The sequence below is a fragment of the Pseudomonas sp. 22490 genome (genome assembly GCF_052044465.1).
GTDB classification, from domain to species: domain Bacteria; phylum Pseudomonadota; class Gammaproteobacteria; order Pseudomonadales; family Pseudomonadaceae; genus Pseudomonas; species Pseudomonas aeruginosa.
This window is the reverse complement of sequence record NZ_JBQENS010000021.1, coordinates 23,806-48,144: the sequence shown is the minus strand read 5'-3', so window position 1 is coordinate 48,144 and position 24,339 is coordinate 23,806. Positions and strand designations below refer to the sequence as shown.

36 protein-coding genes are annotated in these 24,339 nt (G+C 62.0%); 13 read left to right on the top strand and 23 right to left on the bottom strand.

What is annotated here, in order from left to right; all coding sequences use genetic code 11:
- Window positions 1-51: 51 nt before the first annotated feature.
- The 23 genes from ACTJJX_RS21950 to ACTJJX_RS21840 all read right to left on the bottom strand — a co-directional run bounded on the left by ACTJJX_RS21950 (window position 52) and on the right by ACTJJX_RS21840 (window position 16,540).
- Window positions 52-2,133 carry a ClpP-like prohead protease/major capsid protein fusion protein gene (locus ACTJJX_RS21950; protein WP_320535499.1) on the bottom strand — a complete coding sequence of 694 codons (2,082 nt, stop codon included), beginning with the start codon at window positions 2,131-2,133 and terminating at the stop codon, window positions 52-54.
- The gene (locus tag ACTJJX_RS21945) at window positions 2,105-3,751 is read right to left on the bottom strand and encodes a phage portal protein (protein WP_033985256.1); all 1,647 of its coding nucleotides are present in this window, start codon (window positions 3,749-3,751) and stop codon (window positions 2,105-2,107) included. The genes ACTJJX_RS21950 and ACTJJX_RS21945 overlap by 29 nt, the downstream gene beginning before the upstream one ends.
- On the bottom strand, window positions 3,751-3,966 hold the full coding sequence (locus ACTJJX_RS21940) for a hypothetical protein (RefSeq protein WP_015980904.1): 216 nt from the start codon (window positions 3,964-3,966) through the stop codon (window positions 3,751-3,753). The genes ACTJJX_RS21945 and ACTJJX_RS21940 overlap by 1 nt, the downstream gene beginning before the upstream one ends.
- Window positions 3,957-5,936, bottom strand: a complete 1,980-nt coding sequence (locus tag ACTJJX_RS21935) for a phage terminase large subunit family protein (protein ID WP_015980903.1) — start codon at window positions 5,934-5,936, stop codon at window positions 3,957-3,959. The genes ACTJJX_RS21940 and ACTJJX_RS21935 overlap by 10 nt, the downstream gene beginning before the upstream one ends.
- Entirely contained in the window at window positions 5,908-6,453 is a 546-nt protein-coding gene (locus tag ACTJJX_RS21930) for a terminase small subunit (protein ID WP_015980902.1), read from the bottom strand. The genes ACTJJX_RS21935 and ACTJJX_RS21930 overlap by 29 nt, the downstream gene beginning before the upstream one ends.
- Window positions 6,454-6,604: 151 nt before the next feature.
- Window positions 6,605-7,348: a hypothetical protein gene (locus ACTJJX_RS21925; protein ID WP_058148004.1), complete on the bottom strand. Its 744-nt coding sequence runs from the start codon at window positions 7,346-7,348 to the stop codon at window positions 6,605-6,607.
- On the bottom strand, window positions 7,345-7,815 hold the full coding sequence (locus tag ACTJJX_RS21920; RefSeq protein WP_058198605.1) for a lysis system i-spanin subunit Rz: 471 nt from the start codon (window positions 7,813-7,815) through the stop codon (window positions 7,345-7,347). The genes ACTJJX_RS21925 and ACTJJX_RS21920 overlap by 4 nt, the downstream gene beginning before the upstream one ends.
- The gene (locus tag ACTJJX_RS21915) at window positions 7,815-8,432 is read right to left on the bottom strand and encodes a glycoside hydrolase family 19 protein (RefSeq protein WP_282503358.1); all 618 of its coding nucleotides are present in this window, start codon (window positions 8,430-8,432) and stop codon (window positions 7,815-7,817) included. Before ACTJJX_RS21915 ends, ACTJJX_RS21920 begins: the two co-directional genes overlap by 1 nt.
- Window positions 8,429-8,764: a phage holin, lambda family gene (locus ACTJJX_RS21910; RefSeq protein WP_003119044.1), complete on the bottom strand. Its 336-nt coding sequence runs from the start codon at window positions 8,762-8,764 to the stop codon at window positions 8,429-8,431. Before ACTJJX_RS21910 ends, ACTJJX_RS21915 begins: the two co-directional genes overlap by 4 nt.
- 453 nt (window positions 8,765-9,217) lie before the next feature.
- On the bottom strand, window positions 9,218-9,607 hold the full coding sequence (locus ACTJJX_RS21905) for an antiterminator Q family protein (protein WP_023124656.1): 390 nt from the start codon (window positions 9,605-9,607) through the stop codon (window positions 9,218-9,220).
- Window positions 9,604-9,882, bottom strand: coding sequence for a hypothetical protein (locus ACTJJX_RS21900; protein ID WP_015648203.1), 279 nt, complete (start codon window positions 9,880-9,882; stop codon window positions 9,604-9,606). The genes ACTJJX_RS21905 and ACTJJX_RS21900 overlap by 4 nt, the downstream gene beginning before the upstream one ends.
- Window positions 9,879-11,276, bottom strand: a complete 1,398-nt coding sequence (locus ACTJJX_RS21895; RefSeq protein WP_015648202.1) for a replicative DNA helicase — start codon at window positions 11,274-11,276, stop codon at window positions 9,879-9,881. Before ACTJJX_RS21895 ends, ACTJJX_RS21900 begins: the two co-directional genes overlap by 4 nt.
- Window positions 11,273-12,088 carry an ATP-binding protein gene (locus tag ACTJJX_RS21890; RefSeq protein WP_024928447.1) on the bottom strand — a complete coding sequence of 272 codons (816 nt, stop codon included), beginning with the start codon at window positions 12,086-12,088 and terminating at the stop codon, window positions 11,273-11,275. The genes ACTJJX_RS21895 and ACTJJX_RS21890 overlap by 4 nt, the downstream gene beginning before the upstream one ends.
- Entirely contained in the window at window positions 12,069-12,908 is an 840-nt protein-coding gene (locus ACTJJX_RS21885) for a helix-turn-helix domain-containing protein (protein WP_058164400.1), read from the bottom strand. Before ACTJJX_RS21885 ends, ACTJJX_RS21890 begins: the two co-directional genes overlap by 20 nt.
- Window positions 12,905-13,135, bottom strand: coding sequence for a hypothetical protein (locus ACTJJX_RS21880; RefSeq protein ID WP_003085718.1), 231 nt, complete (start codon window positions 13,133-13,135; stop codon window positions 12,905-12,907). The genes ACTJJX_RS21885 and ACTJJX_RS21880 overlap by 4 nt, the downstream gene beginning before the upstream one ends.
- Window positions 13,132-13,896 carry a Rha family transcriptional regulator gene (locus ACTJJX_RS21875; RefSeq protein WP_034034632.1) on the bottom strand — a complete coding sequence of 255 codons (765 nt, stop codon included), beginning with the start codon at window positions 13,894-13,896 and terminating at the stop codon, window positions 13,132-13,134. The genes ACTJJX_RS21880 and ACTJJX_RS21875 overlap by 4 nt, the downstream gene beginning before the upstream one ends.
- Window positions 13,893-14,384 (bottom strand): hypothetical protein, encoded by a 492-nt coding sequence (locus ACTJJX_RS21870; RefSeq protein ID WP_169878841.1) that lies wholly within the window; start codon window positions 14,382-14,384, stop codon window positions 13,893-13,895. The genes ACTJJX_RS21875 and ACTJJX_RS21870 overlap by 4 nt, the downstream gene beginning before the upstream one ends.
- The gene (locus tag ACTJJX_RS21865; protein WP_260601412.1) at window positions 14,381-14,644 is read right to left on the bottom strand and encodes a hypothetical protein; all 264 of its coding nucleotides are present in this window, start codon (window positions 14,642-14,644) and stop codon (window positions 14,381-14,383) included. Before ACTJJX_RS21865 ends, ACTJJX_RS21870 begins: the two co-directional genes overlap by 4 nt.
- Before the next feature lie 8 nt (window positions 14,645-14,652).
- Window positions 14,653-14,961, bottom strand: coding sequence for a hypothetical protein (locus ACTJJX_RS21860; protein ID WP_019396626.1), 309 nt, complete (start codon window positions 14,959-14,961; stop codon window positions 14,653-14,655).
- On the bottom strand, window positions 14,958-15,245 hold the full coding sequence (locus ACTJJX_RS21855) for a DUF3077 domain-containing protein (protein ID WP_003119033.1): 288 nt from the start codon (window positions 15,243-15,245) through the stop codon (window positions 14,958-14,960). Before ACTJJX_RS21855 ends, ACTJJX_RS21860 begins: the two co-directional genes overlap by 4 nt.
- On the bottom strand, window positions 15,242-15,559 hold the full coding sequence (locus tag ACTJJX_RS21850; protein ID WP_126590152.1) for a hypothetical protein: 318 nt from the start codon (window positions 15,557-15,559) through the stop codon (window positions 15,242-15,244). The genes ACTJJX_RS21855 and ACTJJX_RS21850 overlap by 4 nt, the downstream gene beginning before the upstream one ends.
- Window positions 15,560-15,899: 340 nt before the next feature.
- The gene (locus ACTJJX_RS21845; RefSeq protein WP_019396629.1) at window positions 15,900-16,238 is read right to left on the bottom strand and encodes a hypothetical protein; all 339 of its coding nucleotides are present in this window, start codon (window positions 16,236-16,238) and stop codon (window positions 15,900-15,902) included.
- On the bottom strand, window positions 16,235-16,540 hold the full coding sequence (locus tag ACTJJX_RS21840; RefSeq protein ID WP_126590151.1) for a helix-turn-helix transcriptional regulator: 306 nt from the start codon (window positions 16,538-16,540) through the stop codon (window positions 16,235-16,237). The genes ACTJJX_RS21845 and ACTJJX_RS21840 overlap by 4 nt, the downstream gene beginning before the upstream one ends.
- A gap of 109 nt (window positions 16,541-16,649) precedes the next feature.
- Here ACTJJX_RS21840 and ACTJJX_RS21835 point away from each other — a divergent pair, with 109 nt between their 5' ends.
- From ACTJJX_RS21835 to ACTJJX_RS21775, 13 genes are all read left to right on the top strand, one after another.
- On the top strand, window positions 16,650-17,309 hold the full coding sequence (locus tag ACTJJX_RS21835) for a LexA family protein (RefSeq protein WP_033869212.1): 660 nt from the start codon (window positions 16,650-16,652) through the stop codon (window positions 17,307-17,309).
- A gap of 154 nt (window positions 17,310-17,463) precedes the next feature.
- On the top strand, window positions 17,464-17,844 hold the full coding sequence (locus tag ACTJJX_RS21830) for a response regulator transcription factor (protein ID WP_033869211.1): 381 nt from the start codon (window positions 17,464-17,466) through the stop codon (window positions 17,842-17,844).
- Window positions 17,845-17,846: 2 nt separating this feature from the next.
- On the top strand, window positions 17,847-18,080 hold the full coding sequence (locus tag ACTJJX_RS21825; RefSeq protein WP_021205288.1) for a hypothetical protein: 234 nt from the start codon (window positions 17,847-17,849) through the stop codon (window positions 18,078-18,080).
- Between the two features lie 519 nt (window positions 18,081-18,599).
- Window positions 18,600-18,866, top strand: a complete 267-nt coding sequence (locus ACTJJX_RS21820; protein ID WP_058032686.1) for a hypothetical protein — start codon at window positions 18,600-18,602, stop codon at window positions 18,864-18,866.
- On the top strand, window positions 18,863-19,630 hold the full coding sequence (locus ACTJJX_RS21815; RefSeq protein ID WP_021205286.1) for a Rha family transcriptional regulator: 768 nt from the start codon (window positions 18,863-18,865) through the stop codon (window positions 19,628-19,630). The genes ACTJJX_RS21820 and ACTJJX_RS21815 overlap by 4 nt, the downstream gene beginning before the upstream one ends.
- A gap of 79 nt (window positions 19,631-19,709) precedes the next feature.
- Window positions 19,710-19,940 (top strand): Arc family DNA-binding protein, encoded by a 231-nt coding sequence (locus ACTJJX_RS21810; protein WP_023123400.1) that lies wholly within the window; start codon window positions 19,710-19,712, stop codon window positions 19,938-19,940.
- Between the two features lie 2 nt (window positions 19,941-19,942).
- A complete protein-coding gene (locus ACTJJX_RS21805; RefSeq protein WP_058131138.1) occupies window positions 19,943-20,278 on the top strand; it encodes a hypothetical protein in 336 nt (111 codons plus the stop codon).
- A complete protein-coding gene (locus tag ACTJJX_RS21800; RefSeq protein WP_320535496.1) occupies window positions 20,275-21,342 on the top strand; it encodes a hypothetical protein in 1,068 nt (355 codons plus the stop codon). Before ACTJJX_RS21805 ends, ACTJJX_RS21800 begins: the two co-directional genes overlap by 4 nt.
- Entirely contained in the window at window positions 21,339-21,461 is a 123-nt protein-coding gene (locus ACTJJX_RS21795) for a hypothetical protein (protein WP_023127403.1), read from the top strand. Before ACTJJX_RS21800 ends, ACTJJX_RS21795 begins: the two co-directional genes overlap by 4 nt.
- Window positions 21,461-21,652 (top strand): hypothetical protein, encoded by a 192-nt coding sequence (locus ACTJJX_RS21790; protein WP_003085682.1) that lies wholly within the window; start codon window positions 21,461-21,463, stop codon window positions 21,650-21,652. The genes ACTJJX_RS21795 and ACTJJX_RS21790 overlap by 1 nt, the downstream gene beginning before the upstream one ends.
- Window positions 21,649-22,368 (top strand): hypothetical protein, encoded by a 720-nt coding sequence (locus tag ACTJJX_RS21785; RefSeq protein WP_023127404.1) that lies wholly within the window; start codon window positions 21,649-21,651, stop codon window positions 22,366-22,368. The genes ACTJJX_RS21790 and ACTJJX_RS21785 overlap by 4 nt, the downstream gene beginning before the upstream one ends.
- Window positions 22,361-22,690, top strand: coding sequence for a hypothetical protein (locus ACTJJX_RS21780; protein ID WP_023127405.1), 330 nt, complete (start codon window positions 22,361-22,363; stop codon window positions 22,688-22,690). Before ACTJJX_RS21785 ends, ACTJJX_RS21780 begins: the two co-directional genes overlap by 8 nt.
- Before the next feature lie 202 nt (window positions 22,691-22,892).
- Complete coding sequence (locus tag ACTJJX_RS21775) at window positions 22,893-24,035, top strand: tyrosine-type recombinase/integrase (protein WP_320535495.1); 1,143 nt, start codon at window positions 22,893-22,895, stop codon at window positions 24,033-24,035.
- The last annotated feature ends 304 nt before the right edge of the window (window positions 24,036-24,339 follow it).

The window sequence follows — 24,339 nt, the reverse complement described above, 5'->3', positions numbered from 1 at the left end:
TGGCAGAAACAGAAAGCCCCGCTAGATGCGGGGCTCGGGAGTTGGCACCGATCAGGCGCCGTTGGATTTCTGCAGGCCACGGAAGTCCAGCGGCGCCACGCCGGCGTCGATGCGGACCTTGCTGGCCACGCCGTCGACAGTGAAGCCTTCCTGTTGCTCCAGGTACGGAGTATCGACGCCGTCCAGGTAGGCCACCTCGATGGTGTCAGAGCCTTTCTTGGCAGCCATGTACCAGGCGGTCGCCGAGGAATCGTCCAGGCGCGGCTCGCCGATCACCTGCGCGAATGCGCGAATCGGGTTGACGATGCCGCTATTGACGTCGGCGCCCGGCACGGACTCGGAGTTGATGATCTGGTTGGCCTTGTCCTCGAGTGCCACCGGAGTCAGAACGAAGCCCGGACGGATGTTCAGGGTGCGCCCCTTGCCCTTCTCTACCTGGGCTTTCTGGGTGGCCATCTGGGTCTTGGCCTTGCTCAGGCTGTCGATGGAAAGCGCCGAAGCCGCGCCAGTGAGCAGGTTGCTGTGGTCGGCATGGAACAGAGCCTTGCCATCGCTCATCGCCGGGTTACCGGTCAGAACCGCATAGACCAGGTCGCCGATGGTGGCCTTGGCAGCCTGGCCCAGCTTGAACGGGATATCCGAGAGCATCTGCAGGTCGTCGTTGATGATCGCCTGACGAGTGATGCTGAACAGCTCTCCGTAGGTGGCCAGGATGATCTGCTCGCCGCGCTCGCCGAGGGTGACGTACTTGTACTCGGCGCCCTCACGCACCTGACGCAGCGAGGAAAACTCGCCCAGCCCGACGCGGCGCGCCGGCTTGAAGTCAGTGAGAATGCCGGACTTGGTCCACAGCGGGAAGGTTTCTTCGGCCTCTTCCCAGCCAGCCAGCACCGACTTGTTGGCGACATCCAGAAGGATCAGGCCGAAGTCGCTGGAAGTGTGGGTGAAAGCCAAGCCGACCATTTGGGGCGCGTTGAGCGAGGCCACACCGATCCCACGATCGACCAGCGAGGCGCGGGCCAGTTCGCGGAGCGTCATGCCGTTGTACGCGTTGTCAGCCTGGCGCTCGCCTCGACCGATGCGGGCCAGCACGCTCGCGCGCACCGAGTCACCCACCAGGTTGCCGTTGCCGGCATGGATGTGGGCCCCGCCACTCAGGGCGGCAGCCGGCTGGGTGTCGGCGCCAATGGCAGCCAGCAGCTTCTCGCGCGCCTGGTCGACGGTGATGTTCATGTCGTTCAAGCAGGTGGCGAGCAGTTCGGCGTGCCCGGTGGAAAACGCGCCGAAGGCAGCAGTGATTGCGCTGCGGCGACCAGATTCCTCGGAGAGGATGCGGGCGCGAATATCGGCCTCGGTTGGGGCAGCGGCCGCGGGAGCCGCCGGCGCGGCCGGTGCCGGAGTCGGCGCGGGAGTGTTGGCCGGCGCGGCGGGGGTCTGGGCGCGCGGGGCCAGTAGGGTTTTCAGAGCTTCGGGCATGTGGGCGAACTCCTGCATGCGTTTGGAGGAAAGGTGAGCGGCCGCTCGCAGCGGCTCAGTGAGCTGGTCGGCGAAGCCGGCAGCGACGGCCTCTCGGCCATTCATCCAGGTCTCCTCCTTGAGGAGCGCCTTGATGTCGTCGGCGGACTTCCCGGTCTTGTTGGCATAGGCCATGACCAGGGTGTCCTCGACCTTGTCGAGCAGTTCGGCATAGCGGCGCATGTCGTCCGCATCGCCGCCCTGGATGCCCCAGGGCTTATGCACCATCATCATGGCGTTCTCGGGCATGTAGATGGTGTCGCCGGCCATGGCGATGACTGAGGCCATCGAGGCAGCCAAGCCATCGATGTACACGTCGACGCTGGCCGGGTGGTTGCGCAGCAGGTTATAGATCGCCGTCCCCTCGAAGACGTCGCCGCCCGGGGAGTGGATATGCAGGTTGATCTTGGTCAGGTCGCCCATTGCCTTGAGGTCTCGAGCGAACTGCAGCGCGGTGATGCCCCAGACGCCGATCTCGTCGTACAACAACACCTCGGCGACGCCGCGACCGGCAGCCTTAATGCTGTACCAGGACTCATGCGGGGCGTTGGCCTCAGTCAGCGCCGCCGCCATCGGCAGCATCAGGTTTTTATGGATCAGGGTTTGATGGCTGCCCATCGGCGCCTCCATTGTTGCTCTCGTTGGGGAAATCCGGGCCAGGCACGGGTAGGCCGGCGCCGTATCTGTTGACGAGTTCGCGAGCCTCGTCGGCGGTAAGCATCTTCCCGACGCCCAGGTACACCTTCTGCACCGCCTCAACTGGGTCCATCCCGGACTTGACCAATTGGTGGTAGGCATCCGAACTGAAGACCAGGCCGGCCGCCCGGTTCGCCTTGATCTCCGTCTCACGCGACTTCTTCAGCTCGCGCGGATCTCGACCACGGGCGCGGGCAACTTCCGCCTCATCGGCGAAGCCAGCCTTGACCAGCAACTCCCATGCGTTGGCCTCATGCATCGGGTTAATCCATGGCATGACCGGCCCCTGGTAGACCGCCGCGTAGAGAGTGCGGTGATCAACGTCGGCGGGCAGGCGCTCCTTCCGAGCCAACAGGTACATCTGCAGCCAGGCCCGATAGACCGGCCGGCACCAGTAGTCGATGAACTCGTGCTGCAGCAGGTCGTAGCCCAGCCAGCCCTCTACCAGTTCCTGGCGCTGCGCCGAGTAGGTGCCGTCGTAGGCCCTGGATACCGAGGAGTAGGTGCTGCGAGTGCCGGCCCCGATCATCCGCAGTTGGCCGTTGCGGAAACCTTCAAGGAAGGGGTTCGGCCGGTTGCTCTCGATCATCCCAACGTCTTCGCCTGGCTCGAGGTCGTCGAAGACCATGCCGGGGGCGATGGGGATCGTTCGGTTCTTCCGGTCCTTGCCGGGCTCCACCGAGTAGCTGTCGGGGTTGCCCTTCTTGATATACATCGCCAGGGCAGCACTGATGCGCGCCGCCACCCGCTCGCTCTCCTCGTAGTCCTTCAAGTCGGCAAGGCGGATAAGCACTGCGTGCAACATCGGCACGCCTCGGTTCTGGCCGATCCGCTTGCGGTAGGCGATGTGGATGATCCGTTCCGCTTCGACGCGCTTCACCGCCAGGCTGCCGCCCAGCGTCTGCAGGTTGCCGGGGTGATCCTTGAGAAGGTGATAGGCCCTTTTCCGGCGCCAGGTGTCACGCTCGATACCCTGGACAATACCCTTCGACAGGTTGTTGTAGCTGAAGGGCAAGTAGTCGGGCTCCAGCAGCTCCAGGGCGAAAGGCACCGACGTGGCGAACGTGTAGTTCGGGACTCGTCCCATCAGCTTCTGCGCCAGGCCCTCGCCATCGCGCAGCCAGGTGCGGCACATCAGCCGCTCTACCTGGGGCCTCGTCAGCTCACCAGAGGTTTCCGGCGAGAGTGACCACTCGGCCCACGCGCTGCGGATCTCCATGGCCAACTCGGCATGCACCGAGCCATCCAGGCGCAGCGGCAGCGGTTCCACGCCGATACCACTTCCGCCCACCACCCTCTCCTCGAGGCGATCGAGCAGGCCGGTAACCAGATCGTGATCTTCGTCCAGTTTCCGGCACTGCTCTCGCATAGAGACCGCAGACTTCTGTAGCGAGGTGTCGGCGCCTAGCGGCTGACGCTTGGCCTTGTGGGTTCTCCCTGGCCTGGCAGCCTCATACGCCTGGATTGCCTCGCGAGCGGCTAGGCGCCGAGCCACCAGCTCGGGGGCCAAGGGTTCCAGTAGTCGATCGATCAGGTTCATCAGCAGAACTCCGCCAGCGCTGGGCCAGGACGGCGACCGGCGGCGCGGTCCTGCTCTGCGGCTGCGCGGCGCTCCCACTCCCGGCGTCCGGCGCGGATCTTCTCGATATCCTCCATGGTGTGGGTGCGTCCGTTGAAGATCACTGTCCGACCTTCCAGTACGGCGGCCTCGGCCTCCAGGTATTTGTCGAGCATCTGCTGCGCTGTCAGAGCCATGGTCCGCTTCCAGTGTTGAGCCAGCCCTGGGAGGTGCTGGCATGGTTATCGTTCGAAGGTTGCTGTTGGGCGACCGGCTCCGGCACGGGATCAACGCGCACGCGCTCCAACTGGTCGAGGTCGAGGCCGAAGCGCTGCTGGCTGATGCGCAGCGCGGCAAGGGCGTACACGAAGCAATCCAGCGCCTCATTGCGGCGCCCGCCGGAGTCCCATCGCAGGACGCGAACACCCTTCGCCATCACCGACTTTTTCTTCTCGGCGGTGATCTGCTTCAGTTCGTCTTCGTCGCAGATGTCGCTGTCGATCGGGAAGTGCACACAGCCCGGCGTCGGTTGCCACGGGATGGGCACATCAATGCGCAGGCGGCTGTAGATCAGCTCCTTCGCGTTATCGGTGCCCAGTTCGGTCTTGTAGACCTTGCGCTTGCGGCGCTTCGGGAAGTTGGCGATTGGCTTGCCGTATGTGCTGGCCCCGAAAGTCGGAACCACCCAGTGCACGCCATGCTTGATGCTCTCGGCCTCTACCTCATCGGAATAGTGGCCGCCAGCATCCCAGCACCAACGCTCGACACGCATTGGAACGCCATCAGCCCGAGTGAACTGCCGATGAATTTCCAAGCCCACCTTGCGCCGCAGTTCCTCGCTGGCCGGATCGCCGGTCAGAATGAAACGGTGAACAAGCCATGCCTCCTCGCCCAGGCCGAAAGCCCAAACGCGGCCCTCGTAGCGGTCGTCCTGGGTGTCGATTCCGCCCATCAGGACAAGCGCTTGCGGCGGCACCTTCGGGTAGTTCTCGCGGCGGGCATAGAGTGTCTGCCACTCCACCCGCTCCCCCTCGTCCTCAACCCATACCTCGCCGAGGATGGTGTTGGTGAAGGTCTTCAGCTTCTCGCGATCACCCTTGACCTTCAGCCATTCGTCGATCAGGTCAAGCCAGCTGGTCCACGTGCTGTACACGGCCCAGCAGTAGAATGCGACGGAACGCGGCGTCCTTATCGGCTGGTCATCCGGGCCGAACCACTCCATAGCGTCCCGCGTCCAGACCCCCGACACTTCGCACTTCCAGCGGCCTCGCTCGGAGGCAACCACCATTTCGTGGTGCTCAAACGTCCCGCTGCACCGCTCGTTCTCGCAGGCGTACCAAACTGAAGAGGCCTCGCCTAGATCGTTCGCGATGTACTTCACCCCAAAGGCGCAATCTTTACCGCCCCACTTCAGCGTCTGCTCATGCCCACAATGCGGGCACGGGATGTAGTACCGCAGGCGACGCGGAGACTCATCGGCCGCCTTCGTGATCTGGCATTGGCCCTCGGTACCAGGCGTCGATCCACGGATGGACTTCGGGTAAACAGCACCGCGCAGACGTTGGTCGCCAAGGAACGTTGGGGAACCTTCACCTTCAATATCGGCGTCGAACTTCGACAGCTCGTCATAGATCACCTCGTCGGCAGATCTCTCACGGTAGTTGCGAGCAGCCTTGCCGCCGAGCGTCCAAAGGGTCCGCCGGTTTGCAAACACCTTGGTGTCGAGCGTGTTGTCGCTATGCTTGCGGCCATACCATGGGGCCAGCGCCAGCAGCACCGGAACATCGCGAATCAGGCCATTAACGTGGCTCTTGCTGATCCCCTCGGCGTCTGGGTCAGTCGGGCTCCACATCAGCACATTACGGCGCTTGTGCTGAATCTTGTAGCCGATGTTGGCCATCAGCATTTTCGTGTAGCCGATGCGTGCCGACTTCACGAAGTTTACGACCCGAATCAGGTCGTTACCCATGGCGTTCAGGATGGCGACCTGAAATGGCGCCGTCTTCCACTTGCCCTCGTTGTACGAGGATTCCGCCGACATGTAGAAACCGTCGTCGGGATCTTCCGCCCACTCCACCGCCGTCATCGGCGGCGACTTGTACAGCCCCTGCAAACCTAGATCGACCGCTTTCCGTAGGTCATTCATCCAGGGTGGCAGAGTACTCATCAAGGATTTCCGGTAGGTCTTCAGCAAACTCCACGGCCAGATTTCGGGCCAGCGCTATCTCGCGCTCAAAGGCCTCCAGCACCAACGGCGGTGTATCGGGTATTTGGCTGCGGACCGTCTTGCAGACCGTCTCCAGTTTCGAGCCGATCTTGGACGCGATCCTGGCAAGAGCGAAGGTGGCGAACGGAGTTGGAACAAGGGTCTTCGCTTGGACCTGGTTCTTCTGCTCCTGGGCGTCAGCCTGAGCAGTCGTCAGTCGCAGGCGCTCCTGTAGCAATTTCTTTTCAGCGAGCGGGTCGAGACCTTCCGCATCTAGGCCCTCAGGTTGTTGTTTCTGGGTCACATGATCGAGGCGATTCTGTAGCACCGCCTGGGCGGTATAGAACACCTCGCGGCCGATCTTGGCGGCAGGCTCAACGCCCCATTTATCAAAGGCTTGCGGAGAAATCCCGAGGCTCGCGGCCATCTCGGACTTGTTCAGCCATCCGCGCTTTTTTTGGAGGTCTTCTGTGCTCATGACAAAACAACAACCAACCTCCGAAAAAAGGTCATACATATTTGGCGCGCGGGGCTCGAATTACCCTCTGACGGGGGCACCCCCGGGAGGACCCGAAGAACTTTTAAACTTGTGCTGGACAATAAGAATTCGCACCACTTTGGTGCATCCATCAGCGCCTCGCAGCGAACCGAGCAGCAACGCCGCGCATCGCCACCTCGAACTCACGCGGCAGGTTCTCGTCGGCGTACTGCTGCGCGATCTCGAAGAAGCTCAGCTGGCGGCGATACGAAGGGCGAGACACAAAGGCCATGATGATCGAGACGGCATCGCGGCCTCGGCCTGTGCGCTCGGCAATGCCTATGGGCTGGCCCTTACGGGTCATGACGAAGTAGCGGCGAGCATTACCCTTCGCCCTGCTCCGTCTGCTATCGGTGGCGTTCGCGTTGTACCCGGCCTGAGTGAAGCCGCGAATGCCGCTCAATGCCTTGGTGACCTGGCCGCGCCTGATGTTCCCGTAGCGATCCAGGTCCGCGCCTGCGCCAGGCACCACGTACTTGCCTTCGGGCAGTATCCCCTTGGCCCTGAGCTGAAGCTCGGCCGGCTTGTTGCGACGCGGGCCACCGTAGACCTCGGGGGCAATCCACACCGATGCAGGCTGCGCACCGTCCGCTTCGTCCTTGAACCAAACCCGCGCTTCCAGCCGGTCTTTCCTGGCTGGCACCATGAGCAGGCTGTTCAGGGTGTACGGGGTCGGGCGGTCGAACACGACACGCATCTCATCGCGCAATCGATCCATCAGGCCCTGCGCGGTCCGCGTAAGCGCAGTGGCTGTCGCGTACGGAATCTGCCGCTGCTCAAGCTCAGTCAGGTCGGCGAGCTGCTGCTGGAACCCTTCCGGCTTGATGCTGATCATCTTCTGCAATACCTCGGCAGGCCGGCGATATGCTTACGCAGCGCCTCAATCATCAGTTCGCGGCGCTCGACTCCGGCTCGGAGATCAGAAACAACTTGTCCATCAGCGGCAGCAAGGACGGCTCTTCCTGCATCAGCGCTGCCGGAGGCTCCGGGAGCCTGGTGCACTCCGTCTGCGGGACAGCGGGCTTTGACGTACACGACGCGAGCACCAGTGCCGATAGCATCGCGGCGCAATTGGTTTTCTTCATGGGAGGCCTGTAGTGCTGCTTGGTAGGTTCGGGCCAGGGCATCGGTCTGGACCTGCGCCTGGATGTCGCGCTGGGCCTGCTGGGCCATGGCGGTGACCGTCTCGACGGATTGCTTGAGGGCGGCCTGCAGGTCATCACGCTGGGCGGTCACGTGATCGAGCCGCCAGAACACCAGAGCCGCCACCAACGCCACCACCAACCACGGAGACCACCTCATCACGCACCAGCCATGGCAGCGCGCGCCCAACCGAGGCGAGCCGCACGGTCGTCTGCGCCGTTGTAGCCGCCGTTGATCATCAGCGTGATCCGCTCGAATCGGCCTTGATCAGCCAGATCGTTTAAACCGCGCGACTGCCAGAACCAACCCGCTGCGATGGCTGCCCAGGTCCGTTGCTCCAGCAGTTCCGGCTGCGCCACCAGCGGCAGCGCTAGGGCGCGTGCAGCTTCGGCGTAGTTGTCGTGGCCGGTGATCATGATCAGGCCACGACCACGGTATCGATGCCCATCGCCCGTATCCGGCGACCCATTGCCCATCCTGTTGGCATAGACGCGGTTCGCGATGCGCTCTGGCTGGCGGGCGTACTGCTTCGCCTCGGTCGGCGTGAACCGCTTCGGCCAGGTCTTGAGCAGACCCTCGGCGGAGTAGTTCAGGTTCTCGACCAATCGGCGCAGACTCTGGCTTTCGTGCCCGACCTGGGCGAGAAACATCGCCACACGCTCGGGCGAGTTGATCTCGAACCGGGCCATGGCGCCGTTGATGTGTTCAACCCAAGTCGAGGCAGTAGCAGCACCGCACCCGGTAGCGCGGTCGAGTTGGTCAGCGGTGATCTTCATTCGCCAGCCCCCCGGCGCGGAAACTTCCAGTCGGCGATCCGATCAGCGAACTCGGCGATCTTCTTCACCCCTAGGAAACCGGTGAACACCCCAGCAGCGGTAGCCATGTTCTGTGGCAGGCCGAACCACTCAAGGACCGGAATCAGGCCCAAGGTAATCAAGGTGCAGAGCGTTGCCTCGAGCAGCGCCTGGCGCCGCGTTCCACCGCCGTAGATCACCCGGGTCAGCGCGACCACAAAGGACAGGCCGGCGGCGTACAGCTGCGGATAGTGCGCAGACAGCCACGCCAGCAGCGCAGCCCACGTGATGGGGTCTTTGTCGGGCATTTTCATGGTCTCGAATCCCCTCGGCGGGGCGGAAATGAAAAAGCCCAGCGCGAGGGCTGGGCCAGGAATGGGTGCGGGTGGATAGGGGCCACTACCCCGTGCGCATCCTGCGCTCCACCTGCATTGATTGGATATCGCAAAGGGTGAAGGCCTTGCGGGTCGGTAACCCGTCACTTTGCTTACAGCCCGATGTGGCAGGTGAGACTGCCGTCTACCGAGTTTCGACCTTCGGAAACTAAAAGGCCCGGGAGAGGGGATCTTCCGGGCCTCCCGTCCATCTCGCTGAAAGCCAAGGAAGGAAAACATCGAGTCAGACGGGGGCCTGATGATGCCGCGCCAGACCTGACAACGCAATAAAAAACCCGGCGCCAGGGCCGGGTTTCGAGTGCGTCACGCTGCGTTCACAGCAATTCACGCTGGTATGAAAACACCCTTCATTCCGCGCGTAAAACTATTTCTTCAAGCGCTCTCGCGGAACCGCTCCAGGGCGCTATCGATCCAGCCCACCGCCAGCTTCAACGTCTCCCTGACCTTGGCCTCGCCGATCTGATGTTCACGCGCGATGCGCAGGGCCGGCCACTTCGCGCCGTAGTAGAGCCACACGAAGTCGCCGGCCTGCGGCGCCCTGTCGATGAGTCGAGCAATGACCCGGTCGACGGCCAAGGCCATATCGTCAGTGACATGGTAGGCCTTGGGGCTCGACATTGGCATGGCTTGGCTCATGATAGCGGCGGCCGGCGACACATATCCGGGAACCCCCATTCCATCCATTCGCCACCACCCCCACTGCTCGAGGAGGTACTCGGTATCGCCCAGCAGCTTGTCCACGTAGGTTCGAGTTCTGCTCATGCCGCCCCCGGACCGTTCAGGCCAAACAGATCGCGCAGCAGCGTTTCCACCGCCGCGCCCTTCGCATTGCCGTCCAGCAACCAGAGCCGGCCATAGTCGTGAAAGCCCAGAGTGCCGCGGTCGCCGTGCCAGTTGGCGATCATGACCAGCAGCGCAGCCAAGGCAGCAGCACCGCCCACCTTGACCTGCGCCAGCTCCTGGCCGGCCACCTTGAGAAACTCCCGCTCCAGCCTGGTCATGACCTTGCGGGGTGCCATCGGTTGTACGTTGCTCATGCGGCCTTCCCCTTTTTCTTGCCGTGTTTGTTGGCGAAGTAGCTACGCCCCATCTCGACCTCCTCTTGGCTCATCTCGCGTGGGCCGGCGAAGTTGACGAATCGTCCGTACATGCCCTGCTGCTGGAGCAGGCACATGCCCGGCGGCGCGTGTCGGCACTTGGTCATCAGGATCTCGGTGATGCCGTTCTGGCCGGCCTCGCTATCCATGTCCCGGTGGACCATCAGGATGCAACTGGCGTCGGCCTCGATCTCCCCCGAGTCGCGCAGGTCGCTCGACTGCGGGCGCTTACCGGGGCGCTTGGTCGAGTCGCGGTTGAGCTGCGCCAGCTCGATGACTGGAACGCCGAGCTCCTTGGCCAGGCGCAACAGCGACTTGTTGGTCTTGCCCACTTCCTCGCTGCGCGTGCGCCCTTTCGCCTCTGGTGGAATCAGGCCCAGATAGTCGACGACGATGCCGGCCAGGCCGTGCTCACGCTTGACACGCCGCGCGGTGCTGCGGATCTGGCTGGCGGTCACGTTGGGATCGTCGCAGATGAACAAGGGCGCCCCCTTGGCCTTGGCCACCGCAGATGTGATGCGCGGCCAGTCGTCGTCACCCAACTGCTGCGGATCGTCCAGGCGCTTCAGGTCCACTCCGCCCAGCGAGGCGATTGAGCGCACGCCCAACTCCTCCTCGGGCATTTCCAGGGAGAACACCAGCCACGGCTCCCCCGCCTCGCAGGCGTTGTACTGGGCGATTTGCAGGGCAAGTGTGGTCTTGCCACTGCCGGGAAGGCCGGCGATAACGGTGAGCTTCCGAGGGCGGATGCCGCGCACCAGCTTGTCGAGATCGGCCAGGCCAGTGCCGGGCCACTGAGGCGCGCGGCCGTTGAACTTGTCGTCGATAACGTCGACAGCCTTGAGCATCACCTCGTCGAGCCGCTTGTACTTCGGCGCCTCGTCATCGAGGTCGCGCAGGTCCGCCATCGCCTGCTGCGCTCTGGCGATGATCTCAGGCAACGGTCGGTCATCCGTGGCGGAGGCCTTCACCGACTCGGCCGTGTCGATCAAGCAACGCAGGATGGCCCGCTCCCGGACGTGCCGGACGTACGTCCTCCAGTTCGCCACCGAAGGCACATTGCGGGCAATGTTCCCGGCATAGGGAATGAGCTTCGCGCCGCTGGGCAGCACATCGCGGACCACTCCCACGGTCACCGGATCGACGGGAATCCCTTCCTCGTAGCAATCCTTGATCGCCTGGAACAGCGCGGCGTTATCCTCGAAGTAGAAATCGGCAGCGGTCACGCTGGACAAGGCCTCGTCAACCAGCTCCTGATTCTGCTGGAGCGCGGACTGCAAGATAGCGCCGAGCACGCCGAACTCAGCCTCTTCGCTGTACAGCTCTCGGCTCACTCCAGAACCTCCCGGCGAGCGGAGCCCCAGGTGAAACCAACAGCCTTGCCGCCGTTCTCGCGGAGACGATCCACCGCACGATCACCGATGTACTTGGCGACCTCCTGCGCGCTCATGTTCGAAACCACCACCGTAGGCCGCATCTCCCGATACCGGCGGTCAATCACCTCGTGGAGCAGCCCCAATTCGTACTCGGTACCGCTCTGCGCGCCGAGCTCGTCGATCACCAACAGGTCGAAGCCCGCCAGCTCTTCGAGAGCGTCCCGTTCGGTGTACTTCGCTGCCCGATTCATCGCCCCCTTAGCCACACGGATTATTTCCGACGCCGAGGTGATCACTGCTTGGGCCTGAAGGTTCCGTACGACGTACTGGACGATTGAGCACGCGAGATGGGTCTTGCCCGTCCCAAGGTTGCCCAGGAGCAAGAGGCAGCGGCCGTCCTGGAAGTTCTCCACGAATCGCTCGGCATACTCCCGGCATGCTTCCAGCACCGCCGCCTTCTCCGCCTTGCCATCGGTGCGGTAAGTCTCGAAAGTGCTGGCCCGGTAGCGAGCGGGGATGCCAGAGCCAACCAGCAACTCGTTGATCTTGCGTTGGGTTTTCTCAGCCAGAGCCACCGAAAACTCCTCGCTCCCCGGCCCGCGATTCACCCCATCCCAAACACACCGTGAGCAAGACCAAGTCAAGTAGCTGCCATCAAACTGCTCCACCTGGATCGCGTGGTAGTCACCGTGAACCGGGCAGCGAAGAGAAGGGCTTTCTTCGCTCTTGCGGTTGGGTTTACGCCAGAAGTTAAAAATTTGCTCTGCCATCGTCGCGGTCCTGGTACATGTCGGGGGTGTGTTTGGGGAGGTTGGTGAAGTTCGATGCCGGGCCAGCATCAGGGGCTATCTCGTCTTCCCATCGTCGCCCGTTGAGCCAACTGGCCGGCAGCGGAACGAACTGGCCGTTGTCCTTCAGCCAATCACGCTGTCGGCAGTGCTTCGGAAGCGCCGCCATGATCACAGGGTGCAGAGCAGGGTCGATCTTCCGCCAAGCCTTCTCCGCCTTCGCTCGATCCTTGTGCTTTGGGTAGGCCTGGTAAAACTCCTCGAAACCATCCAGAGGATTGGGCTTGGCCGGCCGTTTCCCAGACTCGGTTTTTCCCTTCCGATCACCCACGTCGTCCGAACCGGTTTCGCCGGTTTGGACATGCTCTTTAGGTTCTTTGGTGGTTCTTTGGTGGTTAAGTGACGGATCGGGTGCAACCGTTGCACCCCGTTGTGTCGTCAGTTGCACCCCGTTACGTCGTGGTTTGCACCCCGTTACGTCGTCATTTGCACCCGGTGCAACCGTTGCACCCCGTTCCATCGAGAGGTCGTACACCATCGGCAGGCGATCCCGGTGCGAGATGTAAGCGGCAGCGATTGCCTGGTTTCCACGGCGAATAACACCAGCCTCCTCGAGGGACCGGAGCTTGTACTGGACAGTCCGCTCGGATAGCCCTGTATCACTGCTCAGCGTGGCGATAGAAGGGAACGCCCCCTTTCCCGCCTCGTTGGCATAGTTCGCCAAGCACAACAGCACATGCCTCATGGCGGCATCGGTAACGACCTGCTGCTCCAGTGCCCAGGTCATGGCCTGAACGCTCATATGTCTAACTCCTCGGTAACGCGCTTCACGAAGTCGTGGTATCCCTCGGCCATGAGGAACCCTTGGTCTTCAAGCGCACCGCGGCATGCCTTGGCGTGGCCGTAGAGCACCCAACGCTCACGCTCGGGCAGGTCGCGGAATTGACGGTAGGACGGCCAGGGCCCGGCGATCACCGGGCGGCCGTTGGGGCCAGTGGTGATCCGGCCCGGTTTCGGTTGTGTGGTCATTCGCCGATCTCCTGCGAAGGGGTGCCGCGCATCTGGAAGCGCTCCCGGCCGGCGCCGAAATCCGGGTGCGTGGCTCGGTGTTGGGTCACGAAGGTGCAGCCGCGCGCGAAGCGCTCGAACACCCTGCTGATCTCGGCCTTTGCCCAGACCGCGTAGGGGCGCGCGTTCAGTTCCTCGTGCTTGCTGCGCACCATGGCGAAGGGGCGCGGGCTGTGCGGCATTTCGCGCACCACCGCGTCGATCACCCTGGGCGGTAGGCCGTACTGCTTTCCGATCCGCTGACGGATAGCGGTGATGCTTTCCATGCCGTTGGGGATCGAGTCGAGCAGCGGGTGCGATCGGTCCATGTCACCGACGGTTTCGGTCAGCGCTGCCACCTGCTGCTCGGTCTGCCGCTGTCTCCGCTCCAGATCGACGGTGAGTTGCACGCTGGCCAGCAATTGCTCGGCGGCGGTCAGTGGCCGGGATGCCTGCTGTTCCAGTTCCTGCCAGCGGTCCACCAACTGGGCGGTGAACTCCGGGCAGAGTTGGGCGACGACGATGATGCTGTCGCGCTTGCCCTGGTCGCCGGTGAAGACGTACTCCTGAGTGGGGCGGCCAGCGGTGGGTTTTTCCTGCATTGCAGGTAAAGCAATCACCCCGCGCTCGGCCAGCCGCTCAATGGTCACGCGGACATTGTCGTGACGCGACCCAACAAGATCCGCGATCTCGCGGCTGGTCATGGTGGCGGCCTGGACGCCAATTGAGGTCAGGTCAGTCATGTCGAAGCCCTCTCAATAGCCGCATCTATTGCATCGGCTACGCCTGCATCCAGGTAATGGTTCACCCGATCTACCAGGTCCTGGTCTTCCACTCGGTCTAGACTGCTTCCGGCAAACTGGGCGGACACCTTGAGCCAGTTGAATATCTCGCCCATGAACCCCGCGAACTGGCCGCGTTTGACAGTTTCCTCTTGCTCGTCCGAAGGCGCTTTGGCGATCAAATCGCGCACCATGCTCCTGAGCACCTCGCAAGCCATCCAGTCATCCACATCCCGGACATACTTCAGGTAGATATGCGCGATACTCTTACCTGCCTCAAGGCCGGTGAGGTAACTACCGGTCAGAGGAACATCCCACATTGAGTAGCGACCATGGTCCTTGCCTACGAAGGGCAAGCGCTGCCAAGTTTCCTTGGCGCGCGGGTGGAGAGATATCCCCTGTGGCTTCTTGCCTCGACGAGGGCGTTTTGCATCAGACACAGAGCTCATGCCGGCACCTCCACACCCTCCAGGGCGGCGCGGACCAGCGCCTGTGCTGTTTCGACGGCGTGAAGCATCAGCGAAACCTGGGAAGAAACGCTCGGCTCGCTCACGATTTCCTGAAGCCCACCAATCACCGCGTCCAGAAGATCGGTGGCGCTGTCCAGCGCGAGGTCGGCATCAATGTCATCCATCACGCACAGGACATTCGTTTTCTGATCTCCCGTCGAAAGATCGACCGGCGCAGTTGCCCGGAAGCTGATACCCATCGTGGCCCTCATTGCTGAGCCTCCTTCTGCCGATCGATTCGAGCAGAACAGACCTGTTCGAACTCCGCCAACTGGAAGATGGCACCGCCAACCTCCTCCAAGAACCATCCGAGACGCTCGGCGGTCTCCTGATCGAGCTCGCCTTCTGCACTGGTAAGCGCCAGCAGTTTCCCGACTGCGGCGACACCAAGCGCCATGTTCTGAGCCGCGTGGCGAGCCGTACCACGATCCAACTTGATGGAGCGGATCTGCTTATCGGTCAGAACTTCATCGGGGACCGGGGAGCACTGATTGCTGAGCAGTGTCGCGAGGTTCATTGGCGGCGCTCCTTTGCATTGAGCGCAGCGGCGATTTCCGCCTCCTCCGCGGGCAGAGGGATGGCGGCATCCACCAGCGCCTTTGCCGCATCACTCAGGTACGCCAGCGCGTGGTAGCCATTGCCATCCATGGGGCTACCCTCGACGAGGGAGATGAGGATGTCGCTGAGTCCGGCCAGAATGACGCTGGCCTCGTCCAAGGCTTCCCGCTTGGAAAGTCCGGGGTTGACCTTGAAGAAGCTGTTCTCCGGGTCAATAGGGCGAGCTCTCAGAAGCGCGTTCATACTGCACCGCCTGCGTGTCGCGACACGTTTTCAGCATTTCCGGATTGGGCCGCGACACGCTCCAGTTCGAACAATTCTGCGTCGGCCTGTTTCATATCATCCTCAAGGTTCCCACCAACGAACTCGGCCTGACCGAGTCCTATCGTGCAGATATCCTTGAGGTAACTGCTGCACTGCTCATCTCTACGGACCAGTGCAAGGATGGCGCGCAGCCCCTTGACGGTCTCAACAGCGGCTTCGAGGCCATCCAGCAGGTCTGATGCGAGTTGATGAGCAGAGCGCGGGGGTTGCGCAATTTGAGTTTTCTGTTGCATAGTTAATTCGTCCTTCGAAAGACAAATTGATATCCAGGCAGTCGCTACGAACGACTACCGACTGAACCCCGCCCGGCTAGGCGGGGTTTTTGTTGCCCAGTGAAAAGTCAGCCGGGCCGCAAAGTGGCGCCAGGACACTCCGTGGTATCGTTTTGATTCCACACAGAACGGCCACGGAGACCTGGCATGACTGACGCTGCTGAAGAAAGAATCCCGACCATCGATTTACAGTCCCTCCTAGACACGCTTAACGCGCTGCCCAAAGACACCCGCGTAGGCTTCAGCGGCCTGACCTTCTACCGCGTCAAGTGGCGAGGTCAGACGATGGTGAATATCGAGTTCAGCGAGCATGTTCATCGGAACTCGAAAGGTGAGGTTGTTGTTGAAGCTCCTGGGCCAGAGAACTGATCTCCCCAATCGCTTCATCAAGTGGCATCGGGCGGTAGGTCGAATCGTGCCTTCCGCCCATCCAGCCCGAAATGACGACAAGGCCATCCTCGCGAAGCTCAAGAACGATCGAAGGCCGGATGGCACGGCGGAGTTCGGTAGCCTGCTGCAACATGATCTGAGCATTCCGCTCCAGGTCATCCGCCAGCAGCAAATTCATTCCAAGGTCAACGCTCAGATCACGCTGAACATCCAGCCCGAGGAAGCGAGCCATCTTCGAAAGGAAAGTCACGGCGCCACCTCGGCACTGGATGCCTGCACAGCAGCATCAGCGCACTGCCCGAGGCGGGAATCGGACGGCAGAATGGGCTCAAGGTCGGCGGAGCGCTCTACCTGATCCGGGAAGACGGTGCTGAGCGAGCAGCGCACACCGAGACGCTCCAGGGCGTGGACGATTCGCCTGCATCCACTCAAGCTGGGAACCCTTCGACCAGACTCGTAGTGCGCAATGGCTCCCTGCGTCACGCGCATCTCTTTCGCCAGCGCGCGCTGGGTGATTTTTGCTGAAAGCCTGAGCGACTTGAGGTTGTTCATTGGCGGTCTCCTGCACACTGCGGAAACATTACGATAAGTAATCGCCAGCAGCAAGAGATTATTACGGAGCGTGAGTTGAACTATCGATTACAGAGCGTACTTTTGCCTCATGAACACTTGGATTGAAACGGCAAAAAAACGAATGCGGGACATGGGTATCACCCAGTCGGTCTTGGCCGAGCGCCTTGGCGTTACCCAAGGGGCGGTAGCGCACTGGCTCAGTGGAAGGCGTTCACCTGATGTCCCAACGCTCGAGCGCATCCTAAAAGCTCTGGACCTTGCTCCGCTGGGGATAAGGCTGGTTGCGGTAGACGATGCCTTCGACGGCCAAAGCAATGTAGCCCCCATGCTGCAGCCAAGCCGCAAACCCAGGAGCTACCCCTTAATTAGTTGGGTAGCGGCTGGAGAGAGGGCAGAGTCGCCTGATATTTTTGCCCCTGGACAGGGCGAAGAAATGATCGAGTCCACGGAAAACGCAGGTGAAAATGGTTACTGGTTGACCGTGAAAGGAAAGTCAATGGTTTCGGATGGGTACCCAAGCTTCCCTCCGGGCATGGCCATCCTCATCAGACCTGAAGGTTTCGAGTTGGTAAGCGGTAAGTTTTACGTAGCCAAGCATAGGGATGGCGAAACGACATTCAAGCAATACATCTATGATGCAGGCACTAGGTACCTGTCCCCTCTAAATCCTGCTTACAAGCTCATCGAGATGGACGATGACTGGGCCATAATTGGCCGAGTCGTTGACGCAAAACTGATCGGCCTATAGACCGATCCGCATACCCTCCTCGCATCACAAGCCCGCAACCTAGCGGGCTTTTTCACATCTGTAATATTTTAGATTACGAAAAGTATTGCACCCATCGATTACATATCGTAATGTTCGCTCATTGATCGTTTCCGCCGGGAGCATTGCACTGAACATGGACACCACCATCACCGCACACGGTTTCACCGGCTTCCTCGGCAAGGGCCTGTCCCTGCGTGAGCTTCAGTGCGTCCTGGGCATCGCGGCGGGTCGTACCTCGAAGGAGCTGGCCCGCGACCTGGGCATGCAGCCGGGCACAGTGGGTAAGCGCGTCTTGGCGGCGACCACCAAGCTCGGCGTCACCCGTCGCGCAGCACTGGTCGCCGAGGCCATGCGTCGAGGCCTGATCTCGCCCGCCGTGATCGCCCTCGCCTTCCTCGTCGCCGGTCAGCCACTGCTCAACGATGACCACATGATGCGCAGCCGCCGTGGCGGCGAAAGGAAGATCGAAACTCGTCTGACTGCTCGCCGCGATGGCGTGGCCTGGGTGGCGTGATCATGGCCTGGGACAGAAACGATCCTCTCAACATCCTGGCGCTGCAGCTCGACGGTGAACTGCGCGCAGCGGCCGACTTCTGCCATGGCTACAACGGGCCGGCACAGCGCGCTTTCGCCCGGCACATCCAGGGCCTGGGCAAGACGCTCGACGAGCTTACCGTGGCAGACCTGAAGGCGGCGGCCGCATTTGCGGACGCAGAACTGAACGACCTGCAACAGAGAGGGCTGATCTGACGCAGCGGCGAGCGCTTCAGGTGGAGTGCTGTCCGGTGCGAAGGCATCACGTGGCTTGGCCGGGTTTGGCCTGGCGTGGCAGAGAACGGCTTGGCTTGGCGTGGCAGGGGCTGGAAACCCAGCGTACAGCCGCTTCGACTGAGGCGGTTGTGCGGTGGATACCGGCAGATGGGTAAAACCGGCAAATCGCCGGTTTGAATCGCGGAGAACGAGATGAACTTGACCCTTGTTCACAGTCGGGACTATGCTCGGCCCGTCACTGCAAATTCAGTGGCCGGGTTTGGCGACCCGACAGGCTATGGCGCGACAGCGCCAACCCAACATCAGGCGCTTTTTTTGTGCCTGCCGTTTGGGCGTGCACCGGCTACCCGGTGTCTCTCTATGGCAGATCGCGTGGGGAGACCTTCGGGTCTGCCGGGTTCCATAGCCCCGGTTCGCCAACCCCGCGCGGTCTGCCACCCTATTCCGTTTGGCGACGGTCGGTGGCAGCTCCCTAATCAGCTATGGAGTTCCCCCACAATGGCAAGCCCTACCCAAGTTGCGCCCGAAGCATTCGACCTGGCCACCAAGGCCTACGATTCCATCGAGCTCGCCGTCAGCACCCTCTACGACCTGTCCGCCATCTTCCGGGCGATCTACCAGGCCGAACAGTTCCCGTCCCACAACAAGCGCCTGGCCGGTGTTGGCCAGTATTTGGCCGACGACTGGGGAAGTCTGCTCGATGGCCAGGTAGGCGAGTTGAAAGCAATGCTCGAAGCCACTCGCGAAAGGAGGGCTGCAGCATGAGCCTGATCACCACAACCAACGCCGTCACCATGTCGAGCCGCGAGATTGCCGAATTGACTGGAAAGCGCCATGACAACGTCATTGCCGATATTCGCAAGATGCTCCTTGAGCTCGGATATCAGATCGACGCCGACGGAAGATCTCCTGACTTTTCAGGAGATGTCCCGGACGCTTATGGGCGGCTCCAGCATTGCTTCAATCTGCCCCGCCGCGAGGTCGAAATCCTCCTGACGGGCTACAGCATTCCGCTCCGCGCGAAATGCCTGGATCGACTGCACGAGTTGGAGGCACGGGCCAAGCAAACGCTCCCGGCCCTCCCCGGTGACTACATCCAGGCACTGGAGCACCTACTGGAATCCAAGCGCTCTGAGCAGAAGGCCATCGAAGAGCGCGACCACGCCATCGCCACCAAGGCAGAGATCGGCTCCCGGCGAGAGGCCACTGCAATGGCATCGGCTTCCGCCGCCGTCCGCGAGGCACGTCGTCTTGCAGATGAACTCGGGCGTGGTACCCGGCAGGCGACGGTCAAGGCAGTAGAGAACCTCACCAAGACTCAATTCGACCCGCAGGCCTGGCGCAAATTGCGTGCATGGTGCGATTCCCACGGAGTCCAGCCCAACTATGTCGAAGACCCTCTCTATGGCCGTGTCCGGGCGTGGCCTGCGGATGCCTGGAAGGAGGTGTACGACATCGACTTGGACGGACTGTTCGGTTATCACCAACACCGGATCACCGAAGGGGGTGCAAGTTCGGCATGCCCCTGACGCACCAATAAACCCATAACCCAACCGATTTTGGCAAAGCCACAAATGCCGGCGGGCCCTTGCTCGCCCTGGAGAAACTATGAAACGAGCAACCGTTGTAACCGAACTGCCGACCAGCACCAGCCGGGACATGGACAAGTTCGTTGTCCGTCTGCCGGACGGCCTGAGGGCCGAGGTCGAAGCCGAGGCCAAGCGAGACGAGCGCAGCATGAACTCCCTGATCGTCGTTGCCCTGCGCGAGTACCTGCATGGCCAGCGCCGAAAGCATGCGCTACTCGACGCCTTGACCGCTGCCGCCGGAGATCGCTGATCATGAAGCAAGCACTCATCGGCACCGTGATCAGCCTGCTGCTCAGCGCGTGCCTGTACTTCGGTCAGGGGTCGATCCACCGGTTCGCCTTCTATGTCGCGGCGGCCACGAACGTTCTCTGCTGGCTGCTGATATTCGCCGGCGGGATCAAGGGGCAAGGAGCGGCGAACCTACTCGCCCGCCCTTGGCTCTCCATCCCTACTGGCGCTCTGCACGTGGCGGCCCTGGCCCTCACGGATCACCCCGCACTCGCGGCCTCAAGCCTGCTGGTGCAAATGGCTTGCTACGCCCTCGCCTACCAGGCAGTGCGCAGCGCCGAGCAAGGGGGTGACCTATGACCCATGCCCTGTTTAAACAGATCGATCTGACCGCCAAGCTCGGCCAGGACGGCAGTTCGCTCCAAGCCATGAACGCGCTGCGCGTCATCCGGGAAACGGTAGCGAAGCACCTGGTCGGTGCCGAGGCTGCAGAAGAGTATCCGCTCGAGCGCGCCCTCCTGGCGCTCCGCACCATCGCCGAGTTCCCCTGTCCCGAGCAGGACAACATGCCGGCGGCGAACATGCGACAGATCGCACTGGCCGCGCTGGACGGCGCTGGAGCGAGTTCCGAACCGGGCAATCCTGGCGGCGAACCTGTTTCCGGACCGGGTAATGCCGGCGAGCGCCCCCACCCCGCGCCGGGATCGGGCGACAGCGAACTGGCCGAAAGCCTCCAAACTCTGGAACGCTGGCTTGATCGCGTGGCAATCGAGGACGGCTACGTCGGCGTGCCGGTGATTGAAGCCGTCGAGGTGGCGGTCAATGAGCTGAGGCGCCTGCAGGCGGAAGTCGCAGACTGGCAAGAAGCCGCCGGGAGATCTCGTTCCGATGTCATGGCGTACATCGCCGAGCGCGCAAAGCTGCTGGAAGAACACGACGTCGCCCTGGCCGAGGTCGGGGCGCTGAAGGCGGAACTTCAATCTCAGCGAGAGCGCAATACCGAGCTGATCTTCAAGCTCGGTAGCGCAACGAACGGCTGGGGGCGCTGCGAAAAAGAGCGAGATGCTGCCCTGGCCGAAGTCGAGCTCCTGCGCCAGTTCGAACGCATCTGCGAAGGGCTGCCGCAAGACGCCATCGATGGTGGCTGGACCGTGCAAGGCATTCGCGGCTATGCCAAGCGCTTGGAGGATCAACTGAAGACCGCCCTGGGTCAGCACAACGTGCCGTCGGGGTGGAAGCTGGTACCGCTTGAGCCGACCCCGGAAATGCTGGACGCGCGCCGCGACAGCGAGGACGGAATGGACGGCTATCTCGTTGAGGATACCGAGTACTACTTCCCGGATCGGGGTGCGGTTCGCGACTTCCTGGCATGTGTCTATCGCGGACTCCTTGCCGCAGCCCCAGCGCCTGGAGGTGAGCGATGACCATGCGCAAGGCTCTGACCGCCATCGCACTCGTCGCGCTGTTTGGCCTGGCTGCGGTTGCCGCCGGCGCCGCACTCCAGCCGTTCAAGACCCTGTTCATCTGGGAGGTATGCCAGTGATGAGAGGCTCCGATATTCCGCCACCACCAGGGTATCGCCCTACCCCGCTCGCCACCCTCGGCCAGCAGTTGGTCCGCCTGGGCCAGGCGATGCAGAACCCCAACACCAAGCTCGGCGAGTTGACCGAACTGGTCCAGGCCTGCGGCGTCGACCTGCGGATCTGCGACACGAACAAGGAGAGCCGGTCATGAAGGGCGCAACGTTGCACAGGCTGATCGATATCTACGCCGACAGTCGCCGTAACCTGCGCGTCCGTTTGGCGGCCCTCCGGATGTTCGTCCGCGCGGTGTGCGCCGATCGCAACACCAGCTTCGCCGAGTATCGCCAGGTGTGTCGGAGGCTCCTCAAGGGCATGCCGTTCACCGAGCAGGCGCTTGAGCGCGAGCGAGCGGCATATCTGGATCGCACCAGAGCTGCGAGACAAGCCATGGAGGAGAGCGGTGCCTGGCTTATCGGAAACTCAGCCATGATCGAGCAGGCCCTGTCGTTCGACGATCTGTGCGACCTCCTGGGGGTGAATCATGCCCACCGTGCCGAGGCTGCCGAGGCCTGCGCGGGCGACGCCGGAATCGTTGGCGGCCTGCTCTGGATTGGCGGGGAGTTCGAGGACAGCGCAGACCACAAGAGCGGCCGCTCCAACCGAGGGAACACGGGGCCCCTTACCGCAGCGGTCCAGAACCTGTTCCATAAGTTCCTGCTTGAGAATCCGTCGGCAATCCCCGATCCGTTCGCCCCGGGTGGCCCTTTCTACGGCGCCCCGCGGCAGGAGATGGCGCCAGATGGAACGGTGCAGATTCGGCGGCCGGCACTCACCGTCCACAGCCAGGACGGATCGACCCGCACGGTTGAGCGAAAGCCGGAAGCGTATTCGGTAGTGGCGAAAGATGGTGGGGGTCGCCATGGCTAGAACCCTGCTTCGCGTGATGAGGGGAGAGTTTGCGTTCTACCTGACCGAAGGGTCGAAGGGCGGCAAGAAAGCAGGGGCGCGCTGGGCCTTATACCGGACCAGTGGATTCGGGAAGGTCAAAGACGGCTTTGTCTTCGTCAACAGCGGTGACCGCGCCAGACTGCTGGCAATGACGAACGACGGTGAGCAAATGGATGCCTGCCAGGCACTGTTCGACAGTAAGAAACGCCGGGCCTACGTTCGGCGCTGCGAGATTCGCGGCCCATCCGGCCGCTGGGAGGGGCTTGCATTCAAGCCTAGGCCTCAGGAATGCGCTACCTGACTGTTAAAAAATTCGCCAGCGAGTCTGGCTACACCGAAGACGCCGTGCGCTCGAAGATCCGCGACGGAATCTGGCGCCTCGGCGAGATATGGAAAAAAGCACCGGATGGCCGGACGCTTATTGATGTAGAGGGGTATGAAGCATGGGTAGAGATGGGCGGGGAGTCAGGGCGGTCTCTGATTCGAGTATCGAAATCACGTTCATGTATCGCGGCGTCAGGTGCCGGGAGCGCATCTCGCTCAAGCCCACCGCCACTAACCTGAAGCGAGCAGAGCAGCACAAGGCGGCTATCGAACATGCGATCGCCGCCGGTACCTTCGACTACTCGGTGACATTTCCTGGATCTCCGCGCGCCGCCAAGTTTGCGCCTGAGGCGTCACGCGAGACGGTTGCGGGATTCCTTGGCCGATGGCTTGAGTCGAAGCGCAAGCACGTCTCCAGCAGTACCTTCGAGGGCTACAGGAAGATTGTAGAGCTTCGTCTGGTGCCGGCCCTAGGGCCCGTCATGGTGGTCGACCTGAGGCGGAAGGCCGTCAAGGATTGGCTGGATACCCTGGAGGTGAGCAACAAGACGCTCAGCAATATCCAGAGCTGCCTACGCTCGGCCCTCAGTGATGCGATGGAAGAGGAACTGATCGACAGCAACCCCCTCGCCGGCTGGACATACGCAAGGAAGGGAGAGGTCAAGGACGACGACGTGGACCCATTCTCGCCGGAAGAGCAGCAGGCGATTCTGAGTGCCCTCGATGGTCAAGGGCGGAACCTGGTGCAGTTCGCATTCTGGACGGGGATGCGCACCAGCGAACTCGTCGGCCTCGAGTGGGGCGATATTGACTGGCTCCGCGGCGAGGTGCGCGTCACCCGCGCCATGACCCAGGCAGCCAAGGGAAAAGCGGAGGTGACGAAGACCACCTCCGGCCGGCGCTGCATCAAGCTGCTCGGACCTGCGATGGAAGCCCTGAAAGCGCAGAAGGCATTCACCTACCTGGCCAACCAGGAAGTCTTCCAGAACCCAAGGACGGGCGGGCGATGGGCCGGCGACGGACCGATCCGGAAAACACTCTGGGTTTATGCGCTGAAGAAGGCCGGTGTGCGCTACCGCCGGCCATACCAGACGCGCCACACCTACGCTTCGATGATGCTGTCTGCTGGTGAGCATCCAATGTGGGTGGCGCAGCAGATGGGGCATAGCGATTGGACGATGATCGCAAGGATCTATGGTCGATGGATGCCTAGTTTGGACTCTGCAGCTGGAACCCGCGCTGAAAGGCTTTGGAACGATGAAATCAAGACGGGCGGCGGCTCCGGAGCCGCCCAGGATCAGACTTCTAGCACGATGACGTGAGCTCATCAGAGCCACAGCGTGAACCGCTAATCGTCGACAGGTACAACGACAGCTACCGGGGCAGCCATCAAAACGATATCATTGCTCTAAGCCCTGCAGAGTCAGGACGAAGCCAACTGAAAAAGTCACTTAAAATCAGTTAGATGGGCTAATTTCAGGGGGAAATAGGGTTGAACAAGCTTGCCGAGCGGACCTAAGCATTTCTGCCGAACGGGAACCTTCCCCCCTCTTCATCGTCTAGCATTTGTACCCACTATGGTTAATACTGCACCGCGTAAGCCACCACAGAGCCATCATCCTACGG